The sequence below is a fragment of the Catenuloplanes atrovinosus genome (assembly GCF_031458235.1).
GTDB lineage: Bacteria > Actinomycetota > Actinomycetes > Mycobacteriales > Micromonosporaceae > Catenuloplanes > Catenuloplanes atrovinosus.
The window spans coordinates 2,960,385-2,976,085 of sequence record NZ_JAVDYB010000001.1 but is presented as its reverse complement, the minus strand read 5'-3'; the positions used below and the strand labels follow the sequence as shown (position 1 = coordinate 2,976,085).

Here is a 15,701-nt window from a genome sequence, read left to right as displayed (position 1 = left end):
CATGGCCTGGATCGAGCTGACCGGCGTGCGGACCCACAACCTGCGTGGCGTCGACGTCCGGATCCCGCACGGCACCATCACCGCGTTCACCGGCGTGAGCGGCAGCGGCAAGAGCTCGCTGGTGATGGACACGCTGCACGCGGAGGCGCAGCTGCGGTACGTGGAGGGCTTCGATCCGTACGTGCGTAAGTTCCTGACGCCGCGGGACCGGCCGCGGGTGGACCGGGTGCGCGGGCTGACCGCCACGCTCGCGGTGGACCAGCGCAACGCCAACCGCAACCCGCACTCCACGCTCGGCACGCTGACCGGTGTGGACGCGTACCTGGGGCTGGTCTTCGCGCGGCTGGCGCCGCTGGCCGACGGTGGCACGTGGACCGGCCCGCTGCATCCGGCGCAGTTCGATCCGCACACCCGGGACGGCATCTGCCACACCTGCGTCGGCGCGCGCGAGCTGGTGGCCGCGCTGCCGGAGCTGGTGGTGCCGCACCCGGAGCTGCCGGTGCTGGCGGGCGGCTCCGACTGGTTCGCCGGGCCGCTGTCCAACGAGGCCGCGTACCTGCCGTCGCTGGCCGCGCAGCACGGCGCCGACCTGACCCTGCCGTGGCGGGCGCTGCCGGAGGCGTTCCGCCGGGCCGCGCTGCACGGCACCGGCGGCGCCACCGTGCCGGTCACGCTGACCGGCACGAACCGCAAACGCACCGGCGAGTACACCTACCGCGCGGACACCGCGCTGACCGGCGCGCTCGCGGAGATCGAGGCGGCGTACGCGGCGGCCGGCACGGACCAGGCCAAGCGGCTCTACCGGCCGTTCCTGGACCGGCGGGCGTGCCCGGACTGCGCGGGCACCGGCCTCGGCCCGATCGCCCGCACGGTGACGCGAGCGCCGACTGGATCATCGACCTCGGGCCGGGCGCGGGCGAGGCGGGCGGCCGGATCATCAACACCGGCCCGCCCGCGCGGGTCGCGGACGGCGACGGGCCGACCGCGCCGTTCCTGCGGCGGCTGCGCTGAGCCGGGCTACATCTGACCGACGTCGGTGACCCGGAGGACCGCGACGCCGGCCTCGTCGGAGGCGGCCAGGTCGACGACCGCGGTGATCGCCCAGTCGTGGTCCTCGGCCGGGTCGTCGAGCACCTGGCGGACCGTCCACTCGGTGCGGTCCTGGGTGATCTGGAGCAGTGCCGGGCCGCGCGCGTCCGGCCCGGTGCCGATGTCCGCGTGCTCCTCGTAGTACGGCTGGAGCGCGTCGGCCCACGCCGCGGCGTCCCAGCCGGACTCGCCGTCCAGTTCGCCGAGCGCGGCCCACTGGTGCAGCGCGGCCAGCTCGACGCGGCGGAACATGGCGTTGCGGACCAGCACCTTGAACGCGCGCAGGTTGCGGGTGACGGCCGGCGGCTTGTCCTCCAGCGGCTGCGCGGCCACGACCGCGCCCGGGTTCCGCAGCCGCTCCCACTCGTCCAGCAGCGACGAGTCGACCTGCCGGACCAGTTCGCCCAGCCACTCGATCAGGTCGACCAGTTCGTCGGTCTTCGCGTCCTCCGGCACGGTCTGGCGCAGCGCCCGGAACGCGTCCGCGAGGTAGCGCAGGACCAGGCCCTCGGAGCGGGACAGGCCGTAGAACGAGACGAACTCGCCGAACGTCATCGCCCGCTCGTAGAGGTCGCGCACCACGGACTTGGGCGCCAGCTCGTAGTCGGCGACCCACGGGTGGCCGCGCCGGTACGTCTCGTACGCCGCCTCCAGCAGGTCGGCGAGCGGGCGCGGATGGGTGACCTCCTCGAGCAGCTCCATCCGCTGGTCGTACTCGATGCCCTCGGCCTTCATCGCGTTGACGGCCTCGCCGCGCGCCTTGAACTGCTGCGCGGACAGGATCTGCCGCGGGTTCTCCAGCGTCGACTCGATCACGGACACCACATCGAGCGGGTAGGACGGCGCCTCTCGGTCGAGCAGTTCCAGCGACGCCACCGCGAACGGCGACAGCGGCTGGTTCAGCGCGAAGTCCAGCTGGAGGTCCATGGTCAGCCGTACCGTCCGCCCCTCCTCGTCGGGGGCGGGCAGGCGCTCGATCACGCCGCCGGCCAGCAGCGCGCGGTAGATCAGGATCGCCCGGTGCACCAGCCGGCGCTGCGACGCGCGATCCTCGTCGTTCTCGGTGAGCAGCCGGCGCATCGCGGTGAAGAAGTCGCCGCGCCGGGCCAGCACGTTCAGCAGCATCGCGTGCGACACCTGGAACGACGACGTCAGCGGCTCCGGCTCCGCCTCGACCAGCCGGTCGAACGTGGGCTGCCCCCAGCCGATCGTGCCCTCCGGCGGCTTCTTCTTCACCACCTTGCGGCGCTTCTTCGGGTCGTCGCCGGCCTTGGCCAGCGCACGCTCGTTGTCGATCACGTGCTCCGGCGCCTGCACCACCACGCGCCCGATCGTGTCGAATCCGGCGCGCCCGGCCCGGCCCGCGATCTGGTGGAACTCGCGCGCCCGCAGCAGCCGGGTGCGCACGCCGTCGTACTTGGACAGGCCGGTGAACAGCACGGTGCGGATCGGCACGTTGATGCCGACGCCGAGCGTGTCCGTACCGCAGATGACCTTGAGCAGGCCGGCCTGGGCCAGCGTCTCCACCAGCCGCCGGTACTTCGGCAGCATTCCCGCGTGGTGCACGCCGATGCCGTGCCGCACCAGCCGGGACAGTGTCCGGCCGAAGCCGGCCGCGAACCGGAAGTTGCCGATCATGTCGGCGATCTGGTCCTTCTCGGCCCGGGTCGCGACGTTCACCGACATCAGCGACTGCGCCCGCTCCAGCGCCGCGGCCTGGGTGAAGTGCACGACGTACACCGGGGCCTGGTGCGTGGTCAGCAGTTCCTCGATGGTCTCGTGCATCGGCGTGGTGACGTAGCTGAACAGCAGCGGCACCGGCCGCTCCACCGAGCGCACCACCGCGGTCGGCCGCCCGGTCCGCCGGGTCAGGTCCTGCTCGAACCGGGCGACGTCGCCGAGCGTCGCGGACATCAGCACGAACTGCGCCTGCGGCAGCTCCAGCAGCGGCACCTGCCAGGCCCAGCCGCGGTCCGGCTCCGCGTAGAAGTGGAACTCGTCCATCACGACCTGGCCGACGTCCGCGTCCGCGCCCTCGCGCAGCGCGATGTTGGCCAGGATCTCGGCGGTACAGCAGATGATCGGCGCGTCCTCGTTGACGGAGGCGTCGCCGGTCAGCATGCCCACGTTCTCCGCGCCGAAGACCTCCACCAGCGAGAAGAACTTCTCCGAGACCAGCGCCTTGATCGGCGCGGTGTAGAACGTGGTGCCGTTGCGGGCCAGCGCCGCGAAGTGCGCCGCGGTCGCGACCAGGCTCTTGCCCGACCCGGTGGGCGTGTTCAGGATGAGATTCGCGCCGGAGACGATCTCGATCAGCGCCTCCTCCTGGTGCGGATAGAGGCTCAGCCCCCGCTCCTGCGCCCAGAGACTGAAGATCTCGTAGAGCGCGTCGGGGTCCGCGGTGCCGGGCAGCCGGTCGGTCAGCGTGGTCATGGTGTCACCGATCATGCCTGGTCCCGTCACGCCCCCGCCAACCGGCCTTAGGACGATCACAATCATCACGGGGTACGGCCTTCGGGCCGGCCGGGGGTGGGTGGCCGGGGGAACCTCCGGTGCCTTCTCGGCTGCCCGGCATTCATTCACCGTTGACCCCCCTTTCTACCGTGAGTACAAGGTCAGGCCACCACCGGTAGCGGAAAGGGCTGAGGCCATGGTGACGCAGACCCTGGAACGGACGACCACCCCCGCCCTCCGTGACCGCCTGACCGGGAGCCTGCGGCACACGCCCGGGCGGCTCGCGCTCTGGATGACCGTCCTGATCGTGCTGGCGCTGCTGGCCGGCGTCGCCGCGGTGACCGGGGTCCGGCAGCGCGCCGCGCACCTGGACACGCTGGCCGCGCGCAACGGCCCGCTCACGCTCGCCGCACTCGACCTCTACCGCGCGCTCTCCGACGCGGACGCGACGGCCGCGTCCGCGTTCCTCTCCGGCGGGCTGGAGCCGCCCGCGCTGCGCGACCGCTACGCGGCCGACATCGCCGAGTCGGGCCGCGCGCTCACCGTGCTCAGCGCCGGCTTGGGGTCCGGCCCCGGCGGCGACGGCGCCCGGCACCTGGCCGTTCTCAACTCCCGGCTGCCGGTCTACACCGGGCTGATCGAGACCGCGCGCAGCCTGAACCGGCAGGGCCTGCCGGTCGGCGCCGCCTACCTGCGCGAGGCGAACGGCCTGATGCGCGCGGAACTGCTCCCCGCCGCGCACGGCGTCTACCTCGACGCGTCCGGCGACCTGCGCTCCTCGCGCCGGGCCGGCGGCGCGGTCCCCTGGCCCGCGCTCGTGCTGTGCCTGGCGGTGCTGGTCGCGCTGGCCGTGGTGCAGCGGCGGCTGGCCACGCTCACCCACCGGGTGTTCAGCCCCGGGCTGCTGGCCGCGACCGGCGCGGCCGTGCTGCTGACGCTCTGGCTGGCGGTGTCCACGATCGTGGCCGGCGTGCAGTTGCACGGCAGCCGGGTGGACGGCTCCGACCGGGTCGACGCGCTGGCCGCCGCGCGGATCGCCGGTCTCCAGGCGCGCACGGACGAGGCGCTGACGCTGGTCGCCCGCGGGTCCGGCCGCGCGTTCGAGGAGCACTACACCGAGCAGCTGAACATGATCACCGGCGCGGCCGGGCCGCTCGACCGGCTCCGCGCGGACGACACCCCGGACCTGGCCGCCGCGGACGCGGCGGCGGACCGCTGGCTGGCCGCGCACCGGGACGCGCGGGCCAGGGAGGACGGCGGCGACTATCCCGGCGCGGTCCAGGTCACGCTCGGCGACGCGGCCACCCACTTCGCCGCGTTCGACGAGGCGCTCGGCGCCGCCGTCGCCGCGGACGGCGACGTGCTCGCGGACCGGGCCCGCGCGGCCGGCACCGCGCTGCGCCTCGCCGACCTGGGCGCGGGCGCGCTCACCGCGATCATGGTCGCCGGCATCGCGGTCGGCGTGCAGCGCAGAAGGGCGGAGTACCGATGACCCTCAGCCGATCCCGCCGCAGCCTCGCCGTGATCGCGCTGCTCACGGCCGTGCTCGCCGGATGCGCCACCGGCGGCGCCGGGCTGCCCGAGGTGACCGTCGACGGGGCCGCGCCGACGCCGGTCGGCGCGCAGGACCCGGCACCCAGCCCGTCCGCGCCGCCGGCCGGCGCGCGGGACTGCGACCCGCGTGCGAGCATCCGGCCGTTCGGCACCCGGCCGGCGCCGAACCGGATGCCGGACGGCAGCACGATGGCGGCGATCCACCGGCGCGGCACGCTGATCGCGGGCGTGGACCAGAACAGCTACCGGTTCGGGTTCCGCGACCCGCTGACCGGCGAGTTGTCCGGCTTCGACATCGACATCGCCCGGCAGATCGCCAAGGCCATATTCGGCGACGAGAACCGGATCCAGTTCCGCACCGTCACCTCCAGCACCCGGATCGACGCCATCCGCAACGGCGAGGTCGACCTGGTGATCGCCACCATGACGATGAACTGCGAGCGCTGGCAGCAGGTCAGCTTCTCCACCGAGTACTTCACGGCCGGGCAGCGCGTGCTGGTCCGCCGCGGCTCCGGGATCGCCGGCATGGACGACCTCGGCGGGCGGAAGGTGTGCGCCTCCGCGGGCAGCACCTCGATCCGCACCATCGCGGCGCACCCGGCCGGGCCGGTCCCGGTCGCGGTGTCCGGCTGGACCGACTGCCTGGTCATGCTCCAGCAGAACCAGGTGGACGCGGTCTCCACCGACGACAGCATCCTCGCCGGACTGGCCGCCCAGGACCCGAATACCGAGGTGGTCGGCGCGAGGTTCACCGACGAGCCGTACGGCATCGCGATCCAGCGGGGCCGCGACGACATGGTGCGGTTCGTCAACGCGGTGCTGGAGGACATCCGCGCGGACGGCACCTGGGCGCGCGTCTACGGCGCCTGGCTCTCCGGGCTCGGCGGCGGCACGCCGGCGCCACCGGCCGCGAGGTACCGGTGACGCCGCCGATGAGCCGCGACGAGGCCGACGCCGCGCTGACCGGCCTGGTCGCCGCGCACGACCGGATCTCCGCGGCCATGTACTGGCTGGACAACCACCCGGGCCTGACCGCGCTGCGCCGTCCCGGGCTGACCGGCCGCACCGCGCGGGTGGCCACCGAGACGCTGCACCGCACCGGCGTGCTGTGGTCCCGGTTCGCCGCGCTCGGCGCCCGCCTCGACCAGGCCCGCGCCGCGCGCGCCGCCGCCGGTAACCGGCCGGGCGCGGCCGGGCTGCGCACGCTCACCACGCTGCTGCGCGAACCGTGCGTGGCCGCCGGACCGGACGGCATGATCATCGAGACCGGCCCGCCCACGCTCACGCTGCCCGCGCTCGCCGGCGACCTGGAGCGGCAGGCCGAGGAGGTGCGCGCCGTGTGCGCGCGGGTCGAGGCCGCGCACACCGCCGTCGCCGAGCGGCTGACGCCGCTGACCACCGCGCTGGACCGGGCCCGCGCCACCGCGTCCGGGCTCGGCGACAGCGGTGACGCCGGCGCCGCACTCGCGGACGTGGAGGCCCGGCTGGCCACCGCGCACCTGGCCGCGCTCGCCGACCCGCTCGGCGGCGCCGACGTCACGGTCACGACCCGGCTCCGCGACCTCGCGGAGGAGGTCAACCGGATCGCAACGGGCCTGGCCGGGCTGGCGCGGCTGCGCGACCGCTACCCGGAGCGGCTGGCCCGGCTCGCCCGGGACGTGGACGCGGTCGCCGCCGCCGAGGACCGTGCCGCCGAGGTCTTCCGGGTCGTGCACGAGAAGATCCTCCGGCCGGGCCTGCCGGAACCGCCGGCCGCGGCCGAGGCGCTGCGCGCGCACCTGCGCCAGATCGGGGAGATTCAGCGGGAGGGCCGGTGGCCACGGCTCGCCGACGAGCTGGCGGCGGCGGAGCGGGGCGCGGCCACGGCGCTGGAGCGGGCCGGGCACCTGCACGAGGCCGCGGACGGGCTGCTGCGCCGCCGCACCGAGCTGCGCGGGCGGCTGTCGGCGTACCGGGCGAAGGCGGCGCGGCTCGGCCTGATCGAGGACGGGTACGCGGCCACCCTGCACGAACGCGCGGAGACGCTGCTCTACACGTCCCCGTGCGACCTCCCGGCCGCGACCCGCGCGGTCGTCGCCTACCAGCGCGCGCTCGCGGGCGGCGGCCCGGAACCGGCCGGCATCCCGGATCCACCTGTGGAAGGAGGGCGATCCCGATGAGCGCGTCCTGCCGGCGTCCGGCCTGCCCGGGGCGGTACAGCCCGGACGGCTACTGCGACGAGTGCGGCCACAAGGCCCCCACCGGTGTCACCGAACTCCCGCCCACGTCCGCCGCGACCGGCGGATCCGCGCGCACCCGCGGCTCGGCCTCCGGGCGGTCCGGGCGGTCCGGGCGCGGCCGGCTCGGCGCGGGCCTGGTGGAGATCGCGCGGGTGCCGCCGCGCGACCCGGCCACCGCGGTGATGGCCGACCCGGTCGTGGCCGAGCCCCGGCGCTTCTGCCTGAGCTGCGACAAGCCGGTCGGGCGGGGCCGGGACGGGCGGCCGGGCCGCACCGAGGGATTCTGCCCGCACTGCGGCACCGCGTTCTCGTTCCTGCCCCGGCTCGGCGCCGGCGACCTCGTGCACGATCGGTACGAGGTGCTGGGCGCGCTCGCGTACGGCGGGCTCGGCTGGATCTACCTGGCCCGGGACCGGCACGTCTCGGACGCGGTGTCGGACCGGTGGGTGGTGCTCAAGGGCCTGATCAACACTGCCGACCCGGACGCCGCCGCCGCGGCCGTGACCGAGCGCCGCTACCTGGTCGAGATCGATCACCCGAACATCGTCAAGATCCACGACTTCGTACAGCACCCGGACCCGAAGACCGGCGACCCGGTCGGCTACATCGTGATGGAGTACGTCGGCGGCGAGTCGCTGCGCGACCGGCTGGTGGCCCGCCGGGAGGAGACCGGCGCGGCCGGGCTGCCGCTGGCCGAGGTGATCGCGTACGGCGTGGAGATCCTGCCCGCGCTCGACTACCTGCACGACCGGGACCTGCTGTTCTGCGACTTCAAGCCGGACAACGTGATCCAGGCCGAGGAGCAGCTCAAGCTGATCGACCTGGGCGCGGTCCGGCACCTGTCCGACGAGGAGTCCGCGATCTACGGCACGCCCGGCTACCAGGCGCCGGAGATCGCCGCGGCGGGGCCGTCCGTCGCGTCCGACCTCTACACGGTGGGCCGGTCACTCGCCGTGCTCGCGCTCGGCGCGCGCGGCTTCACCAGCACGTACGCGACGCGGCTGCCGACGCCGGAGGAGGCGCCGCTGCTGGCCGAGCACGACGCGTTCTACCGGGTTCTCCGGCGCGCCACCCATCCGCGCGCGGAGCGCCGGTTCGGCGGCGCGGCCGAGTTCAGCGAGCAACTGCTCGGCGTGCTGCGCGAGGTGCTGGCGGTCGCCGACGGCACCCCCCGGCCGAGCACGTCGCTGCGGTTCACGCCGGAGCGGCGCACGTTCGGCACCGCGGCCGGCGACGTCGCCGCCGCGGAGAACGGCGGCCGGGACGCGGCCGGGATTCCCGACCCGCGCGAGGTGGCCGCCGCGCTGCCGGCGCCGCTGGTGGACGTGCTGGACCCGGGCGCGGGCTTCCTGGCGTCGCTCGGCACCGGCGCGCCGGACGAGGTGGTGCGCGCGCTGACCGCGGCGCCGGTGGACAGCCCCGAGGTCGGGTTCCGGCTGGTCCGGGCGCACCTGGACGCGGGCCACCCGAGGCGGGCACGGGCGGAGCTGGACGCGCGGGCCGCGGCGGACCCGCTCGACTGGCGCGTCGACTGGCACCGCGGGCTGGCCGCGCTCGCCGACCGCGACCCGGCCGCGGCCCGCACGTCGTTCGAGGCGGTCTACCACGCGCTGCCCGGCGAGCGCGCGGCCCGGCTGGCGCTGGCCGCCGCGTGCGAGTGCGCGGGCGACGCCGAGGCCGCGGCCGGGCACTACGCGCGGGTGTGGGCCACCGACCGCGGCTTCCTCAGCGCCGCGTTCGGGCTGGCCCGGCTACGGCTCGCGGACGGCGACCGGGCCGGCGCGCTGGCCGTGCTGGACCAGGTGCCGGAGAGCTCCGCGCACTACCTGACCGCGCAGGTCGCGGCCACCCGCGCCGGGATCGCCGGCGCGGCGGACGACGGCGGGCCGGTCGACGACCTGCTCGGCGCGGCCCGGCGCCTGGAACGGCTGGCGCTGGACACCGAACGCCAGGCGCGGCTCGCGGCCGAGCTGCTCGAGCGCGCGCTGGACTGGCTCGGCGGGGACGGTGCCGGGCCGCACGCCCGGGAGCGCATCCTCGGCAACGAGCTGACCGAGCGCGGCGTGCGGTTCGGGCTGGAGCGCACCTATCGGATGCTGGCCCAGCACGCCCGTACGCGCGAGGAACGGTACGCGCTGGTGGACCGGGCCAACGCGGTCCGGCCGAGGACGCTGGTGTGAGCGCCGCCCCGGCCTGCCCCGACCACGGCCCGGCCGACGACGACGCCAGCTTCTGCGAGGTCTGCGGCCGGAACCTGCGCACCGGCGCGCTCCCCCGGCCGCGCCTACGGCCGGCGGCCACCCGGCCGTCCCCACACCCACGCGCCGGAACCGCCGCCGCGACCCGCAACGAAGCCGGGGCCGGCACGTCCGCCGCGACCCGGACCCTGGCCACGGTCGGGAACGACGCGGGAGCCGCGAGGCCCGCCGGTACCCGGCTCGAGGCCGGGCCCGGGAACGAAGCCCGGATCGCCGCCGAAGGCGGTGCCGGGCGGGGCGGGCCCGGCGGCGAGGGCCCGGGCCGGAGCAGCCGGAGGGACGGCGGTAGCGGGTCGGACGTACCGCCGGCAATGCCGCGAGACGCCGGGGAGGGTGACGGATACGCGTGGCTGTCGGCGCGCGAGACCGGTGGGGTCTGTGCCGGGTGCGGCGCCGCCGCTCCGGCGGCGCGCGGCTGGTGCGAGGAGTGCGGCCGCCGGGTCAGCGCGGCGCGGGACCGGGCCGCGCTGACGCTGGATGGCGTCGCCGCGGTGACGGACCGGGCGCGGCGGCGGCACAACGAGGACGCGGTCGCGGTCGGGCACGCGGGCGGCGCGGTCGCGGCCGTGGTCTGCGACGGGATCTCGTCGGCCCGGCGCGCCGACGCGGCCGCCACGGACGCGGCGGAGGCGGGCGTGTCCGCGCTGCTGGAGGCCGTGGCCGGCGGCGCGGGCGGGCGGGCGGCGACCGCGCACGCCGGCGTGGTCGCGGCGGAGGCGGCCGCGGCCACCGGCCGGGCCGAGGACGGCGACGCGCCGCCGGGCTGCACCTACGTATCCGTGGTGGTGGCCGCGGACGGCGTCACGGTCGGCTGGGTGGGCGACAGCCGGGCCTACTGGGTGGGCGCGGACGGCGACGCCCGGCAGCTGACCGTGGACGATTCGATCGCGGCGATCCGCGAGGCGGGACGGCCGGTCCCGGACGGGCTGGCGGACGCGGACCCGGACTCGCGCGCGCTGGTGCGCTGGCTCGGCGCGGACGCCGGTGAGGTGGCGCCCCAGGTCAGGTCGTTCGCGCCGGGACGGCCGGGCCACGTGGTGGCGTGCACGGACGGGTTGTCCCGCTACCTGCCGTCGGCCGCGGACCTGGCCGCGGCGATGCGGTCCGGCGCGTCCCCGGCGGAGCTGGCCCTGGAGCTGACGGCGCTGGCGCTGGACGCCGGCGGCGACGACAACATCGCGGTGGCGGTCCTGCCCGTCGCCGTGGCCGAGGCGAGGAGGACGTGATGGCCGACGAGACGACGGCGCCGCGGTTCGAGGCGGAGGTGGACCAGAACGAGTACCTGCCGGAGGGCGGGCGCACGGTGGACGCGATCCTCACCGTGACCGCGACCGGCGGGCCGGCGGCCGGTGCCCGGACCGCGCAGATCATCATCGTGGACGTCTCCGGGTCGATGGCCGCGCCGGCCACCAAGATCGTGGAGGCGAAGAAGGCGACCGCGACCGCGATCGCCGCGCTGCCGGACGGCACGCCGTTCGCGGTCATCGCGGGCAACGGCGGCGCGCAGATGGTCTATCCGGGCGAGCCGGGCACGGTGCCCGCGGACCCGCGCAGCCGCGACGAGGCGGCGCGCGCGGTGCACTCGCTGTGGGCGAACGGCGGCACCGCGATCGGCCGCTGGCTCGACCTGGCCAACGTCGTCTTCGCCGGTACGGACGCCGACATCAAGCACGCGATCCTGCTCACCGACGGCGAGAACCAGCACGAGACGCGCGAGCAGTTGGAGAAGGTGCTCGCGGCGTGCGAGGGGAAGTACATCTGCGACGCGCGCGGCGTCGGGCACGGCTGGGTGGCGGAGGAGCTGCGGCTGATCGCGTCGGCGCTGCTCGGCACCGCGGACGGCCTGGAGTCGCCCGCGGAGCTGGCCGGCGCGTTCGCCGCGATGACGCGGGCCGCGCGCTCCAAGACCGTGGCGGACGTGGCGCTGCGGCTGTGGACGCCGGCCGGTGCCGTGGTCCGCTCGGTCAAGCAGGTCTTCCCGCGGGTGGAGGACCTGACCGCCCGGCGTACCGAGATCAGCGCGCGGATCGGCGAGTACCCGACCGGCGCGTGGGGCGCGGAGAGCCGCGACTACCACGTGACGGTGGACGTGGAGCCGGACGCGGTCGGCGAGGAGGTGCTGGCGGGCCGGATCAGCCTGGTCAGCGACGGGCAGGTGCTCACCGAGCGGCTGATCCTGGCGAAGTGGACGGACGACACCGCGCGCTCCACGAAGATCAACAAGCGGGTGGCGCACTACACCGGGCAGGCCGAGCTGGCCACCGCCATCCAGGAGGGGCTGAGAGCCCGCGACGCGGGCGACGAGGACACCGCCACCGCGAAGCTCGGCCGGGCCGTGCAGCTCGCCGAGGAGACCGGGCACACCGACACCGCGAAGCTGCTCGCCCGCGTGGTGGAGATCGAGGACGCGAGGACCGGCACGGTACGGCTGAAGCGCCGCACGCCCGGCGAGAACACCGAGATCATCGACGTCCGGTCGACGAAGACGGTCCGGGTGCGGCGGCAGAAGGAGGACTGAGGACGGCCATGACGACGTCGACCTGCCCGAAGGGGCACGACTCCGCGACGCTGGACTACTGCGACACGTGCGGCAGCCCGATGGCCGCGCCGCCGCCGGACCCGGAGCAGACGCAGCCGGTGCCGGCGCCGCCGGCCGCGCCGGACTGCCCGCTGTGCGGTACGCCCCAGGCCGGGCGGTTCTGCGAGGTGGACGGCCATGACTTCCTGCTGGCGCCGTCCGGGCCCGTCCCGGAGCGGGCCGCCGCGCCGCCGCCCGCGGAACCGGAGCGGGAGACCGGGATGGAGGTCGTGGTGGGCGCGGACCGGGCCTGGTTCGACGGCGTCGTGGCGCAGGGCGGCGAGGACGCGGACGGCATGGTGTTCCCCCGGTTCGTCGTGGAGCGCCGGTTCGCGCTGACCGGTGAGCGGCTGCTGATCGGCCGCCGCAGCCGCTCCCGGGGCGTCCACCCGGACGTCGACCTGTCCGGGCCGCCGGAGGACCCGGGCGTCTCACACACGCACGCGATGCTGGTCCACGAGGGCGGGAAGTGGTCCATCGTGGACCTCGGCTCCGCTAACGGGACATACGTCAACGATCCGGCGAGTGCGGCGATCCCGGCTGAAACCCCGGTCCCGCTGCGGCCGGGGGACCGTGTCTACGTTGGAGCGTGGACGTCGCTGACCGTGAGGGAAGCACAATAGCGTTCCTCCGGCCGTCCGGCGAGAAGTGCCGGATATCCGACGCCGCCTTTCTCCGGAAATAGCGCCCCGAGCCGCGATAGCGCGCCATTGGGCGTCTGTGCGGTGAATTCCCGGCAGCGCGCCCGTTTCAAAATCGAGTCCCAGTTTCCCGGGGTTTCCCGCGAATTCCGAGGTCAGCGCGGAGATCGCGGCGCCCCGGGTGCGCCGTTTGGACCGCACGCCCCGATTGCTCGGCCTGTGATGATCGAGACCGGTTGTGCCCGATTCACACACCCACCCCCTAAGCCGACCGTCCGGACGACCGGGGCATCCTCCGTACGGACTAGGTTGGCGACCCAGACGGCCGTTTTCGTCACTCCGTGCGGCCGCGACGAGCGCTCTGCGTAGCGATCTAGCGACGTTTGGCGGATGCGCTCCGCAACGGCGGCGCGGAGTCCCGTTGCAGCGCTCCCATGTCCGAGGTGTTGACGAGGCGTTACCCGCGGGCCCGAAAAAGCGCACGTCAGGGCCGTGAACACTGCCGGCGTCCACAGGGGAGCGGGATTGATCTCGATGGCTGCAAACGATTCTCCGAACAGTTTCCGCTAGCACTCCGGCCCGTGCGCGTCAATGCGAAATCCGCGTTCCGGAGCGGCCCCGGACACCCTTGCGATCATTGCTAGCGTTCTCCATTGTTCTCGCCGGGCACCGCCGTCCCGGGCCCGGCCAGGCCGGACAGTCCTGGATGGACTCACACACACGGCTCCGCATCGGAGGTTCACCAGTATGGTCCTCACCGGACCCACGCGCCGCCGTGCCGCGGCACGCATCGCTCTCGCCGGGCTGACCGCGCTCGCGGTCGTGCTCGGCGGCCAGACGCCGGGCAGCGCGCAGCTCCCGGCCGCGCCGGCCTCCCCCGGCGCCCAGCCGCCGTCCGTCGCCGGTTACGGCCAGGTCGACACGCCGGCCGTCCAGATCCCGGGCCCGCTGCCGAAGCGGACCGGCAGCGTGCCGCACGTCGCGCCGAAGGGTGGCGCGTCCGCGAAGGCGGCGCTGGTCAACGACCAGGTCACGCTCAAGGCGCTGATCATCGCGACGAACACGGACGACTTCGGCGTCGCCACCTGGAAGGCCACGCTGGACCGGGTCGGCGCCAAGTACGACGTGCTCTACGCGGCGACCACCAACATCACCACCAGCACGCTGGTGGCCGGCGGGGTCGGCAAGTACAACGCGATCCTGCTGACCAACAGCATGCTGCTGGTCCCGTCCGGCGCGAACTACGTCTCCGCGCTGGACTCCACCGAGTGGAACCTGCTCTGGAACTACGAGCTGAACTTCGGCGTCCGGCAGGCCGCGCTCTACACCAGCTACGGCACCTGGCCGGAGAACTACTGCCTGAACGGCGTCGGCGAGGGCGCGGTCGGCGACACGCCGGAGCCGGTCACGCTGACCGCGGCGGGCGCGGGCGTGTTCGACTACCTGAACGCGTCGGCGCAGATCCCGATCCAGTCGTCGTACGTGTACCGGACGTCGCTGGCCGCGAACTGCGGCGGGCAGCCGCTGCTGCAGGACGCGAACGGCAACGTGCTCGCGGTCAAGGTGGCCGCCGGCGGCCGGGAGAAGATCGCGCTCACGTTCACCTCGAACGTCAACATCATCCAGTCCGACCTGCTGGTCTACGGCCTGTTCGAGTGGGCCACCAAGGGCCTGTTCCTGGGTGAGCGCAAGTACCACCTGAACGTCGACATCGACGACTGGTTCAACAGCGCCGACCACTACCACGAGGACGGCACGGTCGAGTACGACCCCGGCTTCCGGGTCAGCGGCCACGACACGGTCAACCTGGCCGCGCGGCAGGCCGCGCTGCGCACCGAGCACCCGAAGGCCGCCGACTTCACGTTCAACCTGGCCTACAACGGCGGTGACATCGACCCGTTCGCCGGCGACACCTGCTACCCGGACGGCGACGAGACCACGCTGACGTCGACCACGAAGTGCCTGAAGGACAGCTTCAACTGGATCAACCACACGGTGAACCACCCGGAGCTGAACGCGACCGACTACAACACCTCGCTGGCCGAGATCGAGCAGAACCTGACGCTCGGCACCGGCATCGGGCTGAACGTGCCGGTCTCGATCCTGAAGACCCCGGAGTACTCCGGCCTCGGCGTCTACAACGACGACCCGGACAACGACACCGGGCCGCCCACCGACCACGGCCTGACCGGCTCGAACCAGGCGTTCCTGGACGCGGCGGCCGCGGCGGGCGTGACGCACGTGCACGGCAACATGTCGTTCGCCAGCCACGTCCCGGCGAACTTCAACACCAGCATCGTGCACCCGCTGAAGAACTCGATCAAGGTCGTGCCGGACTGGCCGACGAACATCGCCTACCACACCACCACGCCGGCCGAGGAGACGCACTTCTACAACTCCTTCTACGGCCCGGGCGGCCTGTTCCCGTACTGGCCGACGAACCGCACCTACCAGCAGATCCTGGAGTACGAGGCCGGCGTCATCGGCTTCCAGCACGTCGCCACCGGCTCGATCTACTCGCACACGTTCCACATCGCGAACGTGCGTGAGTACGGCAACGGCAACACGCTGGTCACCGACTGGGTCGACACGATCCTGGACAGGTACGAGGCCACGTACAACGTGCCGCTGCTGAGCCCGTCGTGGACCGGCATCGCCTCCTACACCGACGCGCGGAACGCGCACTTCGCGGCGCTGCCCGGCGCCACCGCCGTCTACGACCGGGCCGCCGGGACCATCTCGGTGTCGTCGACCACGGCCGGCACGCTCCAGGTCGGCGGCGTGGCCACCACGGTCGCCGGCGCCACCAGCTACGGCAGCGCGGTCACCGCGCCGGTCACGGTCACGGCGGGCGGCGCCCCGGTCGTGGTCACCGCGGCCGCGCGGCTCTAGGCACCACGGAACAACG

At 74.4% G+C, this 15,701-nt stretch carries 10 protein-coding genes; 9 read left to right on the top strand and 1 reads right to left on the bottom strand.

The annotated features are described in order from the left end of the window. Position 1: 1 nt before the first annotated feature. The gene (locus J2S41_RS13305) at positions 2–1,027 is read left to right on the top strand and encodes an excinuclease ABC subunit UvrA (protein WP_310367392.1); all 1,026 of its coding nucleotides are present in this window, start codon (positions 2–4) and stop codon (positions 1,025–1,027) included. Here J2S41_RS13305 and J2S41_RS13300 read toward each other — a convergent pair. Beyond that, positions 1,018–3,537 (bottom strand): DEAD/DEAH box helicase, encoded by a 2,520-nt coding sequence (locus J2S41_RS13300; protein ID WP_310367389.1) that lies wholly within the window; start codon positions 3,535–3,537, stop codon positions 1,018–1,020. The genes J2S41_RS13305 and J2S41_RS13300 overlap by 10 nt on opposite strands. Before the next feature lie 202 nt (positions 3,538–3,739). On the opposite strand from J2S41_RS13300, the gene J2S41_RS13295 reads away from it, so the two are divergent. From J2S41_RS13295 to J2S41_RS13260, 8 genes are all read left to right on the top strand, one after another. Further along, entirely contained in the window at positions 3,740–5,035 is a 1,296-nt protein-coding gene (locus tag J2S41_RS13295; RefSeq protein WP_310367386.1) for a GlnX family signal transduction membrane protein, read from the top strand. Further along, complete coding sequence (locus J2S41_RS13290; RefSeq protein WP_310367384.1) at positions 5,032–6,021, top strand: glutamate ABC transporter substrate-binding protein; 990 nt, start codon at positions 5,032–5,034, stop codon at positions 6,019–6,021. Before J2S41_RS13295 ends, J2S41_RS13290 begins: the two co-directional genes overlap by 4 nt. Positions 6,022–6,029: 8 nt before the next feature. Then, positions 6,030–7,256, top strand: coding sequence for a hypothetical protein (locus J2S41_RS13285; RefSeq protein ID WP_310367379.1), 1,227 nt, complete (start codon positions 6,030–6,032; stop codon positions 7,254–7,256). Beyond that, positions 7,253–9,496 (top strand): serine/threonine-protein kinase, encoded by a 2,244-nt coding sequence (locus tag J2S41_RS13280; RefSeq protein ID WP_310367376.1) that lies wholly within the window; start codon positions 7,253–7,255, stop codon positions 9,494–9,496. The genes J2S41_RS13285 and J2S41_RS13280 overlap by 4 nt, the downstream gene beginning before the upstream one ends. Beyond that, positions 9,493–10,800 (top strand): PP2C family protein-serine/threonine phosphatase, encoded by a 1,308-nt coding sequence (locus J2S41_RS13275; RefSeq protein WP_310367373.1) that lies wholly within the window; start codon positions 9,493–9,495, stop codon positions 10,798–10,800. Before J2S41_RS13280 ends, J2S41_RS13275 begins: the two co-directional genes overlap by 4 nt. Then, positions 10,800–12,092, top strand: coding sequence for a vWA domain-containing protein (locus J2S41_RS13270; RefSeq protein WP_310367370.1), 1,293 nt, complete (start codon positions 10,800–10,802; stop codon positions 12,090–12,092). Before J2S41_RS13275 ends, J2S41_RS13270 begins: the two co-directional genes overlap by 1 nt. Before the next feature lie 8 nt (positions 12,093–12,100). Next, on the top strand, positions 12,101–12,775 hold the full coding sequence (locus J2S41_RS13265; RefSeq protein WP_310367368.1) for an FHA domain-containing protein: 675 nt from the start codon (positions 12,101–12,103) through the stop codon (positions 12,773–12,775). A gap of 765 nt (positions 12,776–13,540) precedes the next feature. Further along, the gene (locus J2S41_RS13260; RefSeq protein WP_310367365.1) at positions 13,541–15,685 is read left to right on the top strand and encodes an Agd3-related carbohydrate-binding protein; all 2,145 of its coding nucleotides are present in this window, start codon (positions 13,541–13,543) and stop codon (positions 15,683–15,685) included. The last annotated feature ends 16 nt before the right edge of the window (positions 15,686–15,701 follow it).